Below are 14686 nucleotides of genomic sequence, written 5' to 3' on the forward strand. Positions count from 1 at the left end.
TGGTTCATACATTACAAAAGGGTTCTTTTCCATATGGTTTTTAATGCGCACCACAGGTCCCGACATTCGTATATGCAGTTTTATTTGTGAGTCCCATATCGTGAAGCATTTGCATATCTTCTTTTATGGTGGTGCCTGATGTTGTCAGCATATTCCCTGTAATTGAGGCGGATGCACCAGCACGAAGCGCTACAGCACCGTTATGAGGAAGCAGTTTGCGTCCTGCAGCAAGCCGAATGTTTGCGGTCGGATTAATAAATCGGAAGATGGCGATTGTGCGTAAAATTTCTTCTGAAGAAAGAGGGGCTTGTCCTTCCATTTCCGTTCCTGGGATAGCCATCAATGCATTGATGGGGATGGATTCAATAGATAGCTCCGCAAGCGAAATGGCCATATCCATTCGATCTTCCCATGTTTCGCCCATACCAATAATTCCTCCTGAGCAGACACATAACCCTTCTGCCTGAGCTGATTTTATCGTACGAATTCGATCCTCGTATGTATGCGTGGTACAGATATTGGGAAAGAAGCGACGGCTGGTTTCGATATTATGATGGTAACTGGTTACACCGGCAGTGCGAAGACGGTGTAACTGTTCTCTTGATAGAATCCCATGGGATGCGCACAGGTCAATGGATAAGGTCTGGTTCATTTCCTTATAAACTGCGAGAGCCTTTTCAAAATCCGATCCGGAAAGTGCACGTCCAGAAGTTACGAGTGAAAATCGATTTGCTCCTGCTTCTTGATTCGCACGTGCATTCGCGAGAATCTCTTCTTTTGGAAGAAACGCATACTCATCAACGCCGGTATGGTGACAGGCCGCCTGTGCACAGTATTTGCAGTTTTCTCCACAGCGACCACTACGTGCATTTATGATGGTGCATAAATCAATATGATTTCCACAAAAGTGAGTTTGCAGGCGAAGCGCACCTTCCTGCAGGACGGGAAGCGATTCAGTCAGAAAAAAAGACATATCATCGGTTCGCTTTAGACGAAATCCAGCAATGATCCGATCAACTAAATCAGATATATTGGTCACTTTCATAAAAAACCTCGCAATCAAAAAAACCATTCATTATAAGAATTTTTATTCATTATAAGATTTATGTACGGTATTGTCAATCTCTTCGCCGATTTTATTGACGGTATCATGACGCCTTGACTTCTGTGACTGATACGATAAAATGATGCTATAACGACGTTCTTTTTAGAATAAGGAAAGAATAGGTGAATCAAGCTTTTGCATCAGGCTTTGGAACAACAGGTTTTTTTTGAAGATCATAAAGAAGCGTATTCTCTTTTAGGGGAACGAGACGAGTTCCTGCAAGTGTTTCGTGAGAATTTCGAATGCCAATTTGTGACTCGTGGAGATGTACTTGAGATACGTGGTGAAGGCGTACAAGTAGATATGGCCGCACGTGTCATGGAAGAACTTCAATACCTCTATAGACAGGGAACCCCCATCACGATGCATGAAGTTCGGTACGGTGTCGGTCTTATGAAGGGCGGAAAAGGGGAAGTGCTCCATACACTATTCGGTGACACGATTTTAGTGACTTCACGCGGTCGTCATATTCGTCCGAAAACATTAGGGCAGCGTCTATATATCGATGCAATCCGTCACAATGGGATCACCTTTGGAATCGGTCCCGCCGGCACTGGAAAAACCTATCTCGCCGTCGTAATGGCGGTCGCAGCGCTCCGCAATAAAGAGGTGCGCCGAATCATTTTGACACGTCCAGCCGTTGAGGCCGGGGAACGTCTTGGCTTTCTTCCTGGCGATTTGCAAGAGAAGGTAGATCCATATCTTCGTCCACTGTACGATGCACTTCAAGATGTGCTAGGGATGGACAATTATCAAAAAATCATGGCGAAACGTCTCATTGAAATTGCTCCTCTTGCCTATATGCGTGGTCGTACCTTAGAGGATGCCTTTGTTATTCTTGATGAAGCGCAGAATACGACAGGCAAGCAGATGAAAATGTTTTTGACGCGGTTTGGGTTTGGCTCACGTATGGTTGTGACTGGGGATTTGAGTCAGGTTGATTTACCGCGCGGAGCATCGAGTGGTCTTCGAGAAGCTAGTTCCGTACTAAAAGATGTCAAAGGGATAAGCATTGTCCACATGGCTCCTGCTGATGTGATTCGTCACGATGTTGTTACACGAATCGTGGAGGCGTATGGAAAATATGAAGAGCGAAAAAAGCGCATCAAAATGAAATGTACGGAACAGGAGCAGATATCATGAATGTTATCATCAGCAACTATCCGGAAGAGCTTTCTTTCCCCCTCGATTATACTGAAAATGTAAAACTAGCTGCAGAGATGGTAGGAAGATTATATGATGTATCGAATGCCGAAGTCAGTGTGACACTGACGAATGATGCCTATATCCATACATTAAATCGAGATTATCGCGGCGTTGATCGTCCGACCGATGTGCTGTCGTTTGCTTTCAATGAGAGCGAAGAGCCTTCTATTACTGGCGGAAATGCACTGAACGTACTTGGTGATCTTGTGATATCCATTGAGCGTGCGGAAGAACAAGCAAAAGATTTTGGACATAGCATGCAACGTGAAATCTCTTTTCTGACGGTGCACGGCATGCTGCATCTTTTGGGCTACGATCACATGGAAGAGAAAGAACGAGAGAAAATGGAAGCAGAACAGCGTTTCGTCATGGACAAAATGGGAATCGCGAGGGATTAGATATGGAACGGAAAGAAACGCATAAATCCGGCTTTATCGCTGTGATTGGTCGTCCAAACGTTGGAAAATCCACGCTTGTCAACACACTTATCGGTCAAAAGATTGCGATTATGAGCGACAAGCCACAGACAACACAAAATCGCATCCTCTGCATACTGACCGAGCCGGATGCGCAGTATATCTTTCTCGACACGCCAGGAATCCATAAGCCAAAACATAAACTAGGCGAATACATGGTAAAGGCGGCGGAAGGGACACTCAAAGAAGTCGATGCGATCCTTTTTGTAGTAGATGCAACGGAAAAGATGGGCGTTGGAGAACGATACATATTGAAACGTTTGCAAGCAACGAAGAAACCGGTCGTTCTCGTTGTCAACAAAATCGACTTAATTGAACGTAAGCAGGCACTTCCTATCATAGCCGGGTACACAGCCGTATACTCTTTTGCTGGTGTTGTCCCCGTATCAGCGAAAAAGGAGGTCAATCTCGATTCTCTTTTAGACGAATTACGAAAATATCTTCCGATAGGACCGCAATATTATCCAAAGGATATGGTCACGGACCAACCCGAACGACTCATCGTGGCTGAACTTGTGCGCGAAAAGGTACTTCATCTTACACGTGATGAAGTTCCACATGCGATTGCAGTCGAGACAGAAGAAATGACGACACGTTCCAATGGCGATGTCTACATTCGCGTGACCATCTATGTCGAACGCGATTCACAGAAAGGTATCGTCATCGGAGCAAAGGGGGCATTGCTGAAAGAAATCAGTACGTTCGCACGAAAAGATATTGAAATGATGCTGGGAGCACGCGTTTTCTTGGAGCTTTGGGTCAAAGTCAAAAAAGACTGGCGCAATCGTGCAGGCGTATTGCATAATTTGGGGTTTGGAGGCGATGCCTGATGGGGAGGAAAAAAGGTTCCCGTTTCTATCGCAATGTGTCACGTCGCTTCATTAATGGATTGATTCTGCTCGTCCCGCTTGCCATTACATTTTTCGTCGTTGAAGAAACATTGCAATTCACGGAAGGCGTGCTGGGGCGGCATCTTCCATTTTATTTTCCTGGACTCGGCATTATAACAATGCTGATTGGAATTTATCTTGTTGGCTGGCTATCCTCGTATTGGATTATGCGCCGATTTATTCATCTTGGTGAAGTGGCTCTTGGAAAAATCCCTGTTATAAAATTTATTTATAATAGTGTTAAACATCTGTCCACTGCCGTTTTTGAATCAAATAATATGTTCGATCATGTTGTCCTCATACCATATCATCAATCGAAGGCGCTTGGCTTTATCATGGCGGATGTCCCAACCGTGTTGAAGGAAAAATTGGGCGATGATTACGTTTGTGTATTCGTACCATGGAGTCTCAATATGACATCGGGAACAAATCTTTTTGTCAAGAAAAAGGATGTCATTTACCTCGATATAAGCAGTGAATCGGCTCTTCAGTATATGCTGACGGCTGGCGCTGTCATGCCACAGCGTACGATGCCGAATGAACAACTGCAGCCAGGACAGGACGGAACACAGCATGGCACTTTATAAAGCAGAAGGCTATGTCATCGGAGCGAAAAACTGGGGTGAGACAGATCGCATGATGGTGTTCTTCACGAAAGAACGAGGCATCGTAAAGGCAATGGCCTTTGGTTGCCGAAGACCACGCAGTCCTCTTGCGGCAGGAATGCAGATGTTTTCGTTACTCGATATGCAGCTTGCAGAGGGGAAGCGTGTGGACACAGTTCGCCAGTGTGCCATTCGGCATTCGCATCAAACCCTTCGTGAAGACCTCTCCGCTATTGCGTATGCCGCATTCGTCGCAGAGCTTCTTCGTGCATTTTTGCCGGAAGGAGAACCAGAACCTAATGCGTATGAACGATTGGGAAAGATTTTTTCTTCATTTGAGTGGCGAAATCCACGCGTTACGGCGATTGCAGCCGCATTTCAGCTCATGGAATTTACAGGATTGCAACTTCATTATAAATGCTGTGTCCATTGTGCCTGTGCCGTGCATGAAGATGCGTTCTTTTCGATTGAAGAGGGAGGCGTGTTATGTTCGAATTGCCGAGAAAACGGTGCGATTTCGTTCCCAAAAGAACTGCAAACCTTGATTTTGGCACTGCGGGACTTTGATTGGGATACGCATACATCTATTCATATTGCTGCATCGCTTCTTGTGCAAGCAGAACAGATTCTTTTGGCGTACCTTGAACATCTTTTGGGGCGGCCAATGAAATCCTTGCAATTTATTCGGCAGCTCACTTAGAGAGGAAAGTCTAATGCTAAAGATAATCGATGCGCATCTACATGTTGGAGAAGATCCATATTTTGATGAAATTGCCCAAGCTGCAAACCACGAGAACAATATGCAGCATTTGGAAGAACAGTACCGTACGCATGGCATTGTCCATGGTGTAGTCATGGGAAATCTGCCCGTTAGCAACACGCATCCGCAGTATGCATCGTTTCATTCGTATTGTGTGGGACTGGACAGTCGCTTGTATGGACTGGATGATATCCAAGAAAGTCTGCCCTATATAGAACAGCATTTTAACAATCCGAATTGTGTTGGCGCAAAACTTTATCCGGGCTATAGCTACTTTTACATTTCAGATGATAGACTGGCACCACTCTATAAATTGGCGGCTTCTTATAAAAAGCCTGTTGCGGTTCATACGGGACTTACTGCAACGGACAGCGCGCTTCTGAAATACAGCCATCCAATGGTAATGGACGAAGCCGCAACAAAATTTCGTGATGTGCAGTTCGTTATGTGTCATTTGGGAGAGCCTTGGTTCTCGGACGCGATTGCCGTTATGGAAAAAAACCCAAACGTCGCAGCGGATCTCTCCGGCATGCTGGAAGGGAAAATTTCAGACTTTGGGTCTTTTTTGAAAAAGAAGCGATTTTATATCGAAATGCTGAAGGGATGGCTTGCGTATTTGGATTGTTACGAACGTTTTCTGTTTGGAACAGACTGGCCACTGGCTAATCTCGGCGATTACATTGCATTTATAAAGCACGTTATTCCACAAGAGGAATGGGAAAACGTATTTTATCGAAATGCAATTCGTATTTATGGATTGAATCCAGCAATCTTTTTAGTGAAACCAAATGTCTGACGATACACAAAGCCCCAATGGAAGCAAATCCCATCGGGGCTTTTCGTAAGACTCACTTTTGGAGGGCTTCTTTTAGGATGTCTGTCGTTGCCTTTTGCATGATACGCATCATATCCTCAAGCAAGGCATTGTACATATCACCGCCATCGACAACACCGCGACCATTTTCGGTCAAGAAAAATTTCTTTGGGTGCTCCTCCGAATGATAAGCATCATTGAGCTTTTTCGACACGAGCGTCTCAATTTCTTTGTCTGTCATGGATGTCACCTCTTTCCATCAAGTCTCATTTATATAATACGACGTAATGGTGAGATTTCCTTGTTGTTTTCATAGAGTATCTACTTTTTTGTAGGCGTATGGGGACGTGCATGATCTGCATGCATGCTTGACGTAAGGGATGTCGTCTATTATAATATGAAAATACAGTATGATTTCGATGCTTGGAGGGCGTAAGCTAATGATTAACAGTACGGATTTTCGCACGGGGCTCACCATTGAGATCGACGGCGGCGTATGGCAGATTGTCGATTTCCAGCATGTGAAGCCAGGAAAGGGCGCTGCTTTCGTTCGCACAAAGATCAAGAATGTTGAAACAGGCGCTGTTGTTGAGCGCACGTTCAATCCAAATGAAAAAATGCCTGCTGCGCATCTCGAGACACGCAATATGCAGTATCTTTACGAAGCAGATGGGATGTATACCTTCATGGACACGGAGTCGTATGAGCAAACGGAACTGAACAAGGATCAGCTCGGTGATGCATTGAATTATCTCATGGAGAATATGGAAGTTTCGCTTCAGACGTTTAAGGGGCGTATTATTGGCATTTCTCTTCCCAACTCGGTTAATTTGAAGGTCACCGAGTGTGAGCCGAGCGTCAAAGGCAACACAGCAACGGGAGCAACAAAGATGGCAAAGGTCGAGACGGGCTATGAAGTACGCGTTCCTCTCTTTGTCAATGAAGGGGATACGCTTCGCATCGACACGCGCACGGGCAACTATATCGAGCGTGCTTGATCGTCTGCTTCATAAAGCTGCCGTACCGAGTAGGTTATGACAGCTTTATTTCTTATTCGTATCAGAAGGAATCAAGCGCATCGTCCGCGAATTAGTACAAATAAGTTAAGACAGTTGAAATGTATGGGGTAAGGAGGCATATCATGTCGAACGAAAAAGAAGTTGCAAGAAAGGATTCTTCTCTCGGTGCAATCCGTATTGCCGATGAAGTCGTCAGTATCATCGCTGGGCTCGCTGCTACGGAGGTCGAGGGCATTGCAGGTATGAGTGGCGGCATTGCGGGTGGCATTGCGGAAATGCTCGGTCGCAAAAACTTTGCAAAGGGAGTCAAAGTTGAGGTCGGTGAAAAGGAAGCTGCAGTCGATCTTTACATTATCGTTAAGTACGGAGTGCGCATTCCCGATATTGCACTTGCTGCACAAGAAAATGTAAAACAGGCTATTGAAACGATGACGGGGCTTTCGGTTGTCGAGGTCAACATTCATGTCCAAGGCGTAGGCTTCCCCGAAGAAGAGCCGAAAGCAGAAGAAGTACGTGTGCGCTAATTAGTGAGGCTGTGCGATGGGATTTGTCAATCGATTTTTTCTGTTGATTGGGACGCTTGTCTTATTCCTTGTATCGGCAGCGGTTCTTACTTGTTCACTCGGTATTGTGCCAGAACGATTATGGCTCAATGAAATTCGTTTTGCATTGAGGCAGCAGGAGACAGTCATTGCATCGCTTGTACTTTTTTGTGTCGCGTTTCGTCTGTTGGCTTGCACGTTTTCTAGAAGTGGTTCGAGAGAAACGACTCATGGAGAATTCCTTGCCGTGACTGGATCGATGGGTTCAGTAGGCGTGGCAATGGATGCGATTCGTGATCTTGTGAATCGCACCGTTGGATTGATTGGCGGCGTGCGTGACACAAAATCGCATATCACAATGCAAAAAGCGAAGGACGGAGCTGCCATCTCTGTTTCACTGCGACTCATCATCGGACAGGAAAAGAACGTTGCAGCACTGTCCGAAACCGTCTCGGCGCGCGTTCGTGAGCAGTTAGCACAGACGCTTGGGCTTACGGACGTGCCGATTTACGTAAAAATTGTTGGCATAACGGATGCTGCACCGATTCGCAAGCACCGTGTCGTCTAAAGCGAGGGACAGAATGAAAGAGGAACTGAGGCGTATTGCGGAAGCCCTATTTCAAGGCCATTCCAACAGGACGATTGGCCTTGTGGCGGGCATGGTCTTTGGTGCAGCTGTCCTTTTCATCGGATTTTGGCATACTGTATTTGTCTTTGCTTGTGGGCTTTTAGGGCTTTGGATTGGAACGAAGATTGACTGTGGAGAGGACATATTTGAGACAATTGAGCGGTATTTGCCGGAACGATTTCATCGCTTTCGTTGATACGGGCAAGGGGTAAGGAAGGTAATCCATGAGTCGTAGACAAGCAAGAGAGGTTGCACTGCAAGCCCTTTTTCAGTTGGATTTGAATCATGCAGACGTACCAGAGCAGGAAATGATGTACGAGACGCTTGCGATTGATGCCGCATTGAGTGAGTGTAGAAAGCTCCATGAAAAAGATCGTGCATTCATTGAAAGCCTTGTACACGGAACGCGTAAGAATCTCATTGCGATTGATGCTCGTATTGCCGATACATCTCGGGAGTGGAAAATTGAACGGATGGCGACGGTAGATCGAAACCTGATTCGAATGGCTCTCTATGAAATGCTTTTCTCTGATATGGAACTCAAGCCGAATATTGCGATAAACGAAGCGGTAGAGCTTGCGAAAAAGTATGGGACCGACGATTCTGCCCGCTATGTAAATGGAATCTTAGGTGCCGTTCTAAAAGCTGCGCATTGATCTATGGAAATGCTAGACGAAGGTCTGGCTTTTTTTTCTAGGAGGCGAGATATAGGTGGCAGTTCATAGCGTTAGTGATTTGACACGCTATATTAAACGGCTTTTCGACCGAGAAAACGTATTGCGCAATCTTCAAGTATGCGGCGAACTATCGAATTTCAAAAAGTATGCATCCGGGCATTGTTACTTCACCCTAAAGGATGCTGCATCTTGCCTGAAATGTGTCATGTTTCGAAGTCGGGCGCAGGGAGTGCGTTTTGTACCCGAAAACGGAATGAAAGTTGTCTTGACGGGAACCGTTTCTGTTTATGAACGCGATGGTCTCTATCAGCTTTACGTTGAACAAATGATTCCAGAAGGGACAGGGGAACTGGCGCTTGCTTTTGAGCAGCTCAAGAAGAAATTGGAGGCGGAAGGGCTCTTTGACATTTCGAAAAAAAAGGTTCTTCCCCCATTTCCTAAGCGAATCGGGATCGTAACTTCACAGTCTGGAGCTGTTCTTCGAGATATATTTCATGTCTCGAAACGTCGTTGGCCATCAATACAGCTTGTACTTTATCCTGTTCAAGTACAAGGCGATGACGCCGCAACACAAATTGCAAAGGGTATTACTTTTTTCAATCGTGCATTTCCCGTCGATGTCTTGATCGTTGGCCGTGGTGGAGGCTCTATGGAAGATTTATGGGCATTTAATGAGGAATGTGTCGTGCGAGCCATTTACGAGTCTGATATTCCCGTTATTTCAGCAGTAGGACATGAGACGGACGTTACACTTTCTGATTTTGCGAGCGACGTACGAGCAGCGACTCCATCGCAAGCTGCAGAATTGGCTGTCCCAGATCATTACGAGCTTTTGCGCTACGTTCGTGTCATAAAGACTCGTTTGCGTGAACAGGCACGCCGTTGTATGGATACGAAGCGGCTAAAATTAAACGCATGCCTTGGACATACATTGTTTCGGACTCCAGAAATGCTTCTTGCTGCACGACGTGAACGACTTGACCGCACGATGGAGCAATTCGATGCGCTGCTGGAAAAAAATATGCAGGCAAAACAGCATCGACTGGAATTGGCTCTAAAGAAACTCGATATGCTTAGCCCGGCACAAGTGCTCATGCGAGGCTATGCGATGGTGGAACGAGATGGAACATCTGTTACGAGTGTTCGCGATGTGGTATGTGGATCGTTGCTTTCATTGTGCATGAAAGACGGACGCCTTGCCGTGCGCGTCGATTCAATTCAACCAGCAGAAAGGACGATGTGAAATGCCTAGAAAAAAAGAAATTTCTTTCGAAGAGGCGCTGCAGCGTCTCGAGGAAATTGTCGAAAAAATGGAGAATGGCGATGCCTCATTGCAAGAATTGATGGCGAATTATTCGGAAGGTGTCGAGCTGTCCCAAAACTGCATCAAGGCCTTGGAACGTGCAGAAAAGACAATGGATTTGCTCATAAAAGATCCTGCAGGAGATGTTGAGACATCCAAATTAATAATTGAGGGAGAATAATCTATGATGATGGGACTATGGCAGGATAGGAAAGGATTCATAGAAAAGCAACTTGTACACGAATTGGAACGTACCGTAGAAATTGAAGAAACGTTATCTGCTTCCATGCGTTATAGTCTTTTGGCAGGCGGCAAGCGACTGCGTCCTGTGTTGCTCATGGCAGCAGCAGATGCAGTTGGAGCAAGGGGAACGGATTTTGTCACAACTGGGTGCGCAATCGAAATGATCCATACCTACTCTTTGATCCATGATGATCTTCCCGCAATGGATAATGACGATTATCGTCGTGGTCGCAAAACAAATCATAAGGTTTATGGCGATGGCATGGCTGTTTTGGCAGGCGATGCACTTCTGACACTTGCTTTTGAAGTCATCCTTCGCCAGGAAGGCGTTTCAAATGATACGCTTGTTCGTGTCGTTCGAGAAATAAGTACTGCTGCGGGAGCAAGCGGCATGGTAGGAGGGCAGGCGCTAGATCTCGTTTCAGAAGGCAAGAAAATCGACATGAAGACACTTCGTGCCATGCACATGGGGAAGACGGGAGCTCTTTTCCGCGCCTCGATTCGAAGCGGCGCGATTCTTGGCGGAGCAAGCAAGGGGCAACTGCTTGCACTTACGGACTATGCAGAGCATTTTGGGCTCGCATTCCAAATTACGGATGACATACTTGATGTCACAGGAGACGAAACGCTCATTGGAAAACCAGTGGGAAGCGATGTGCGTAACGATAAGTCAACGTATGTTACGCTTACTTCTCTCAAAAGAGCAAGGGAACTGGCTTCGGATGCTGTCCAAAATGCATTACGATCTCTCGATTCATTTGGCAAGAAGGCAGATTTCTTACGAGATCTTGTTTCGTATCTCGTGAATCGGGAAAAATGATGGAGGGGCATTTTATGTACCCATTGCTGGGAAAAATCAATGAACCAGACGATGTGAAAAAACTTTCTCTTTTTGAATTAGAGGCTCTTGCACGTGAGCTACGTCAATTCATCACTGAGACCGTTGCAGCAAACGGGGGGCACCTAGCACCGAATTTGGGAACAATCGAGCTTACACTCGCATTATATAGTGTGTTTCAGTTTCCGAAGGATAAGTTGATATGGGATGTTGGACATCAAGCATACGCACATAAGATTTTGACGGGACGCCGTGACCGCTTTGCTACATTGCGTCTAAAGGGCGGTATAACGGGGTTTCCCAATCGCATGGAATCGGCTTATGATGCATTTGGTGTCGGTCACGCAAGCACATCAATTTCCGCTGCACTCGGCATGGCGATTGCGCGCGATATAGCAAAGCGGAATAACCAAATTATTGCAGTCATCGGCGATGGTGCATTGACGGGGGGAATGGCCTACGAGGCACTCAATAATGCCGGTTCACTTGGCACGCATCTCATTGTCATTTTGAACGATAATGAGATGTCGATTGATGCAAATGTTGGAGCCATGAGCGAATACCTCGCGCGTCTTCGCATCGCACCACAGTATAACCGCATCAAGAAAGATATGGGAAATCTTTTGATGAGCATCCCGCATATCGGAGATACTGTCTATCGAACTGCCAGTCATATAAAGGATGGGCTGCGATTTGCCATGATCCCCGGAAGCATCTTTGAAGAAATGGGGTTCCATTACAGCGGACCGATTGACGGTCATAATATACCATTGCTTCAAGATGTTTTTGCAAACGCGAAAGAAATGGAAGGCCCTGTTTTTATCCATATTCATACGCGGAAGGGAAAGGGATATCTTCCTGCTGAAAAAGAGCCTGAAAAATTTCATGGAATTGGCAAGTTTGATCTCGATACAGGAAAACCAATCAAATCCGCTTCTAGCGCACCATCATTTACGTCAATCTTTAGCCGGACTTTGATAGATCTTGCGGAAAGCCGACGTGATATCGTTGCGATTACGGCAGCAATGCCTACAGGAACAGGGTTAAAAGATTTTGGCGAACGGTTTCCAGATCGTTTTTTTGATGTTGGCATTGCCGAGGAACATGCTGTAACGATGGCAGCAGGTATGGCTGCGGATGGATTGCATCCTGTCATTGCACTTTACTCGACATTTGCACAGCGTGCCTTTGATCAACTCATCCATGACGTATGCCTTCAGAACTTGCCCGTGACACTTTGTTTGGATCGTGCGGGGCTTGTTGGGCAGGATGGTCCCACTCATCATGGCGTATTCGATCTTTCCTATTTGCGGCAGATTCCTAATATGACGATTCTTGTTCCAAAGGATGAAGAAGAACTTCGGCAAATGTTATCTGCTGCACTAAAATTGAATACGCCGACAGCGATCCGCTATCCACGCGGTGCAGGGCTTGGTGTTGCATTGACCGATTCGTTTCATGATGTAGAAATCGGAAAATCGGAACTCTTGCGAAAAGGAAAAGACATCGCGCTTCTTGCTGTCGGCTCCATGGTCGATGCAGCACAAAAGACAGCTGCTATCTTAGAAGATCAAGGCATTTCAGCAACGGTCATCAATATGCGTTTTGTAAAACCTTTGGATACAGATCGAATCTCATCTCTTGCCGTTCAGAAAAAACTTCTCGTTACGATGGAAGAAAATGTCTTTGCGGGAGGATTCGGCTCTGCTGTATTGGAGTATCTTGCTGATACGAACCAAAATGTTTCGCTTCTACGATTTGGAATCCCTGATGCGTTTATTGAACAAGGGACACATGATGAACTGCTTTCCCTCTGCGGTCTTCAGCCTGTTCAGATGGCAGAGCGGATTTTTCATCGCTTGCATGAATTGATTTAAGAAGAAAAGGATTCGCATGAAAAAAGGACGTTTAGATTCACTGCTTGTAAACAGAGGACTCGTCGCAAGCCGTGAACGGGCCAAACGTATGATTATGGCTGGCGAGGTGCTTGTCGATGAACAAAAGGTCGATAAAGCAGGAGCGCTTGTTAAGCCGGAAGTGAAGATACGCCTTCTCGTAAGCGATATCCCTTATGTCAGTCGCGGCGGTCTTAAGCTTGAAAAGGCGATACGTACGTTCCCGCTTGCACTGAGGGGGAAGGTAGCAGCGGATATCGGTGCTTCTACTGGCGGGTTTACAGACTGTATGCTGCAAAATGGTGTCAGAAAGGTGTTTGCAATTGATGTCGGATATGGACAGTTGGCATGGAAGCTTCGTACGGATGAACGCGTCATCAATATGGAACGCACAAATATTCGAAAGGTCACGTCGGAAGTGATTGGAGAATTACTGGATTTTGCTTCCATCGATGTTGCATTTATTTCTTTGACAAAAGTTCTCGACGTTGCGTTTTCTTTGTTAAATGCAAAAGGAGAGGTGGTTGCGCTCATCAAGCCACAATTTGAAGCTGGGCGTGAATATGTCGGAAAAAAAGGTGTCGTAAGAGATCCCCAGGTGCAAGAAGATGTCATTCAGAAAATCATGGCATTCTCAAATGAAATAGGCTTAGTTCCTGTGGCACTGACGTTTTCACCGGTAAAAGGACCTGAGGGAAATATTGAATACCTTGCCCATTTGAAGCGAACTGAGCATGGGATGAGACCCCCGCTATTAAATGTTGCAGAGATTGTCAGAGCCGCTCATACGGCACTGGATAGGTGAGGAGTTGATCCCATGCTGACGATAGCGGTTTTTCCGAATGAACAGAAAACAGAATCACATTTTATTCTTGATCGAATCCTTTCTTTTTTTTCCAACAAAGACGTGCGCATCATACTCGCAGAAAACACGGCTTGTTTTTTTGATCGAGCGGAATATGGCGTATCGAATATCGAACATGAACCGGCAGATCTTGCACTTAGCATTGGTGGCGATGGCACGCTGCTCGGCGTATGCCGGCGCTATAGCCATTCGCCTGTCCCTGTATGTGGCATCAACATTGGCACACTTGGCTTTATGGCAGATATTGAGACCAATGAGCTTGAAATGAAATTGCAAAAAATTCTCGATGGCGCATATTACATAGAGCATCGTCTATTGCTATCCGGCAGTATCGTATCCGCACAGGGCGAGCGATTCCTTGGTCATGCTATTAATGATATTGTCGTCACCAAGGGTGGCGTAGCGCGCATGCTTCGGCTAGACTTGAGTATTAGCAATACACATTTGATGGAATGCAAGGCGGATGGCATCATTGTTTCAACCCCTACAGGCTCCACTGCTTACTCGCTTTCAGCGGGAGGACCGATTATGAACCCGAATGTCCGCGCGCTTCTAGTAACACCAATCTGTGCGCACACCTTCAATTTCCGCCCCTTTGTCATTGGAGAAAATGAATCTGTACTCATTCAAATTGCAGCGGTTCAGCAGGATATTATTGTTACATTTGATGGGCAGGAGAGCTACCGCTTGCTGTCTGATGAATCCATCAAGGTTCAAAAGTCAGATGCACAGGCAAATATCATAAAGTTTGAGGATAAAAACTACTATCAGCTATTAAAGACGAAGTTATGGAAAAATAGTTGATAAACGAGGAGGAACA

General features: G+C 45.8%; 19 protein-coding genes. 17 read left to right on the top strand and 2 right to left on the bottom strand.

The annotated features are described in order from the left end of the window. Positions 1-40: 40 nt before the first annotated feature. A complete protein-coding gene (gene bioB, locus HMPREF1985_RS03965; protein ID WP_040637068.1) occupies positions 41-1045 on the bottom strand; it encodes a biotin synthase BioB in 1005 nt (334 codons plus the stop codon). A gap of 195 nt (positions 1046-1240) precedes the next feature. On the opposite strand from bioB, the gene HMPREF1985_RS03970 reads away from it, so the two are divergent. Genes HMPREF1985_RS03970 through HMPREF1985_RS03995 form a run of 6 tightly spaced genes read left to right on the top strand, consistent with a single transcriptional unit; the run spans position 1241 to position 5838 of the window. Continuing rightward, entirely contained in the window at positions 1241-2248 is a 1008-nt protein-coding gene (locus HMPREF1985_RS03970) for a PhoH family protein (RefSeq protein WP_021771184.1), read from the top strand. Continuing rightward, positions 2245-2709 carry an rRNA maturation RNase YbeY gene (gene ybeY, locus HMPREF1985_RS03975; protein ID WP_021771185.1) on the top strand — a complete coding sequence of 155 codons (465 nt, stop codon included), beginning with the start codon at positions 2245-2247 and terminating at the stop codon, positions 2707-2709. Before HMPREF1985_RS03970 ends, ybeY begins: the two co-directional genes overlap by 4 nt. Before the next feature lie 2 nt (positions 2710-2711). Continuing rightward, on the top strand, positions 2712-3617 hold the full coding sequence (era, locus tag HMPREF1985_RS03980) for a GTPase Era (protein WP_021771186.1): 906 nt from the start codon (positions 2712-2714) through the stop codon (positions 3615-3617). After that, positions 3617-4264, top strand: coding sequence for a DUF502 domain-containing protein (locus HMPREF1985_RS03985; RefSeq protein ID WP_021771187.1), 648 nt, complete (start codon positions 3617-3619; stop codon positions 4262-4264). Before era ends, HMPREF1985_RS03985 begins: the two co-directional genes overlap by 1 nt. Then, the gene (recO, locus tag HMPREF1985_RS03990; protein WP_021771188.1) at positions 4251-4982 is read left to right on the top strand and encodes a DNA repair protein RecO; all 732 of its coding nucleotides are present in this window, start codon (positions 4251-4253) and stop codon (positions 4980-4982) included. Before HMPREF1985_RS03985 ends, recO begins: the two co-directional genes overlap by 14 nt. A 13-nt stretch (positions 4983-4995) precedes the next feature. Next, positions 4996-5838 (top strand): amidohydrolase family protein, encoded by an 843-nt coding sequence (locus tag HMPREF1985_RS03995; RefSeq protein ID WP_040637001.1) that lies wholly within the window; start codon positions 4996-4998, stop codon positions 5836-5838. Positions 5839-5890: 52 nt separating this feature from the next. Here the strand turns inward: HMPREF1985_RS03995 and HMPREF1985_RS04000 are convergent, their stop codons facing one another. Continuing rightward, positions 5891-6097 carry a hypothetical protein gene (locus HMPREF1985_RS04000; protein ID WP_021771191.1) on the bottom strand — a complete coding sequence of 69 codons (207 nt, stop codon included), beginning with the start codon at positions 6095-6097 and terminating at the stop codon, positions 5891-5893. 199 nt (positions 6098-6296) lie between these two features. Between HMPREF1985_RS04000 and efp the strand changes: the two genes are divergently transcribed. From efp to HMPREF1985_RS04055, 11 genes are all read left to right on the top strand, one after another. After that, entirely contained in the window at positions 6297-6854 is a 558-nt protein-coding gene (efp, locus tag HMPREF1985_RS04005) for an elongation factor P (protein ID WP_040637003.1), read from the top strand. A 143-nt stretch (positions 6855-6997) separates the two neighbouring features. Beyond that, positions 6998-7399: an Asp23/Gls24 family envelope stress response protein gene (locus HMPREF1985_RS04010; RefSeq protein ID WP_040637005.1), complete on the top strand. Its 402-nt coding sequence runs from the start codon at positions 6998-7000 to the stop codon at positions 7397-7399. 16 nt (positions 7400-7415) lie between these two features. Continuing rightward, a complete protein-coding gene (amaP, locus tag HMPREF1985_RS11290; RefSeq protein ID WP_155943516.1) occupies positions 7416-7985 on the top strand; it encodes an alkaline shock response membrane anchor protein AmaP in 570 nt (189 codons plus the stop codon). 13 nt (positions 7986-7998) lie between these two features. After that, positions 7999-8241, top strand: coding sequence for a DUF2273 domain-containing protein (locus HMPREF1985_RS04020; RefSeq protein ID WP_021771195.1), 243 nt, complete (start codon positions 7999-8001; stop codon positions 8239-8241). A gap of 28 nt (positions 8242-8269) precedes the next feature. Further along, a complete protein-coding gene (nusB, locus tag HMPREF1985_RS04025) occupies positions 8270-8701 on the top strand; it encodes a transcription antitermination factor NusB (RefSeq protein ID WP_021771196.1) in 432 nt (143 codons plus the stop codon). A 55-nt stretch (positions 8702-8756) separates the two neighbouring features. After that, positions 8757-9965, top strand: a complete 1209-nt coding sequence (gene xseA / locus HMPREF1985_RS04030) for an exodeoxyribonuclease VII large subunit (protein ID WP_040637007.1) — start codon at positions 8757-8759, stop codon at positions 9963-9965. Position 9966: 1 nt separating this feature from the next. Then, the gene (xseB, locus tag HMPREF1985_RS04035) at positions 9967-10206 is read left to right on the top strand and encodes an exodeoxyribonuclease VII small subunit (RefSeq protein WP_021771198.1); all 240 of its coding nucleotides are present in this window, start codon (positions 9967-9969) and stop codon (positions 10204-10206) included. Positions 10207-10212: 6 nt separating this feature from the next. Next, positions 10213-11088, top strand: coding sequence for a polyprenyl synthetase family protein (locus HMPREF1985_RS04040; protein ID WP_040637072.1), 876 nt, complete (start codon positions 10213-10215; stop codon positions 11086-11088). 14 nt (positions 11089-11102) lie between these two features. Next, positions 11103-12983 (top strand): 1-deoxy-D-xylulose-5-phosphate synthase, encoded by a 1881-nt coding sequence (dxs, locus tag HMPREF1985_RS04045; protein WP_040637009.1) that lies wholly within the window; start codon positions 11103-11105, stop codon positions 12981-12983. Positions 12984-12999: 16 nt separating this feature from the next. After that, entirely contained in the window at positions 13000-13806 is an 807-nt protein-coding gene (locus HMPREF1985_RS04050; RefSeq protein WP_040637011.1) for a TlyA family RNA methyltransferase, read from the top strand. Between the two features lie 12 nt (positions 13807-13818). Beyond that, a complete protein-coding gene (locus tag HMPREF1985_RS04055) occupies positions 13819-14670 on the top strand; it encodes an NAD(+)/NADH kinase (RefSeq protein ID WP_040637013.1) in 852 nt (283 codons plus the stop codon). Positions 14671-14686: the final 16 nt, after the last annotated feature.

The sequence above is a fragment of the Mitsuokella sp. oral taxon 131 str. W9106 genome, assembly GCF_000469545.1.
GTDB lineage: Bacteria > Bacillota > Negativicutes > Selenomonadales > Selenomonadaceae > AWVT01.

Excerpts from the sequence above, each read along its gene's own strand:
- ybeY (WP_021771185.1), top strand. The coding sequence starts at position 2,245 with ATGAATGTTATCATCAGCAACTATCCGGAAGAGCTTTCTTTCCCCCTC.
- HMPREF1985_RS04055 (WP_040637013.1), top strand. The coding sequence starts at position 13,819 with ATGCTGACGATAGCGGTTTTTCCGAATGAACAGAAAACAGAATCACAT.
- dxs (WP_040637009.1), top strand. The coding sequence starts at position 11,103 with ATGTACCCATTGCTGGGAAAAATCAATGAACCAGACGATGTGAAAAAA.
- nusB (WP_021771196.1), top strand. The coding sequence starts at position 8,270 with ATGAGTCGTAGACAAGCAAGAGAGGTTGCACTGCAAGCCCTTTTTCAG.
- HMPREF1985_RS03995 (WP_040637001.1), top strand. The coding sequence starts at position 4,996 with ATGCTAAAGATAATCGATGCGCATCTACATGTTGGAGAAGATCCATAT.
- HMPREF1985_RS04000 (WP_021771191.1), bottom strand. The coding sequence starts at position 6,097 with ATGACAGACAAAGAAATTGAGACGCTCGTGTCGAAAAAGCTCAATGAT.
- HMPREF1985_RS04020 (WP_021771195.1), top strand. The coding sequence starts at position 7,999 with ATGAAAGAGGAACTGAGGCGTATTGCGGAAGCCCTATTTCAAGGCCAT.
- efp (WP_040637003.1), top strand. The coding sequence starts at position 6,297 with ATGATTAACAGTACGGATTTTCGCACGGGGCTCACCATTGAGATCGAC.
- HMPREF1985_RS03985 (WP_021771187.1), top strand. The coding sequence starts at position 3,617 with ATGGGGAGGAAAAAAGGTTCCCGTTTCTATCGCAATGTGTCACGTCGC.
- amaP (WP_155943516.1), top strand. The coding sequence starts at position 7,416 with ATGGGATTTGTCAATCGATTTTTTCTGTTGATTGGGACGCTTGTCTTA.
- bioB (WP_040637068.1), bottom strand. The coding sequence starts at position 1,045 with ATGAAAGTGACCAATATATCTGATTTAGTTGATCGGATCATTGCTGGA.
- era (WP_021771186.1), top strand. The coding sequence starts at position 2,712 with ATGGAACGGAAAGAAACGCATAAATCCGGCTTTATCGCTGTGATTGGT.
- xseB (WP_021771198.1), top strand. The coding sequence starts at position 9,967 with ATGCCTAGAAAAAAAGAAATTTCTTTCGAAGAGGCGCTGCAGCGTCTC.
- HMPREF1985_RS04040 (WP_040637072.1), top strand. The coding sequence starts at position 10,213 with ATGATGGGACTATGGCAGGATAGGAAAGGATTCATAGAAAAGCAACTT.
- HMPREF1985_RS04050 (WP_040637011.1), top strand. The coding sequence starts at position 13,000 with ATGAAAAAAGGACGTTTAGATTCACTGCTTGTAAACAGAGGACTCGTC.
- recO (WP_021771188.1), top strand. The coding sequence starts at position 4,251 with ATGGCACTTTATAAAGCAGAAGGCTATGTCATCGGAGCGAAAAACTGG.
- HMPREF1985_RS04010 (WP_040637005.1), top strand. The coding sequence starts at position 6,998 with ATGTCGAACGAAAAAGAAGTTGCAAGAAAGGATTCTTCTCTCGGTGCA.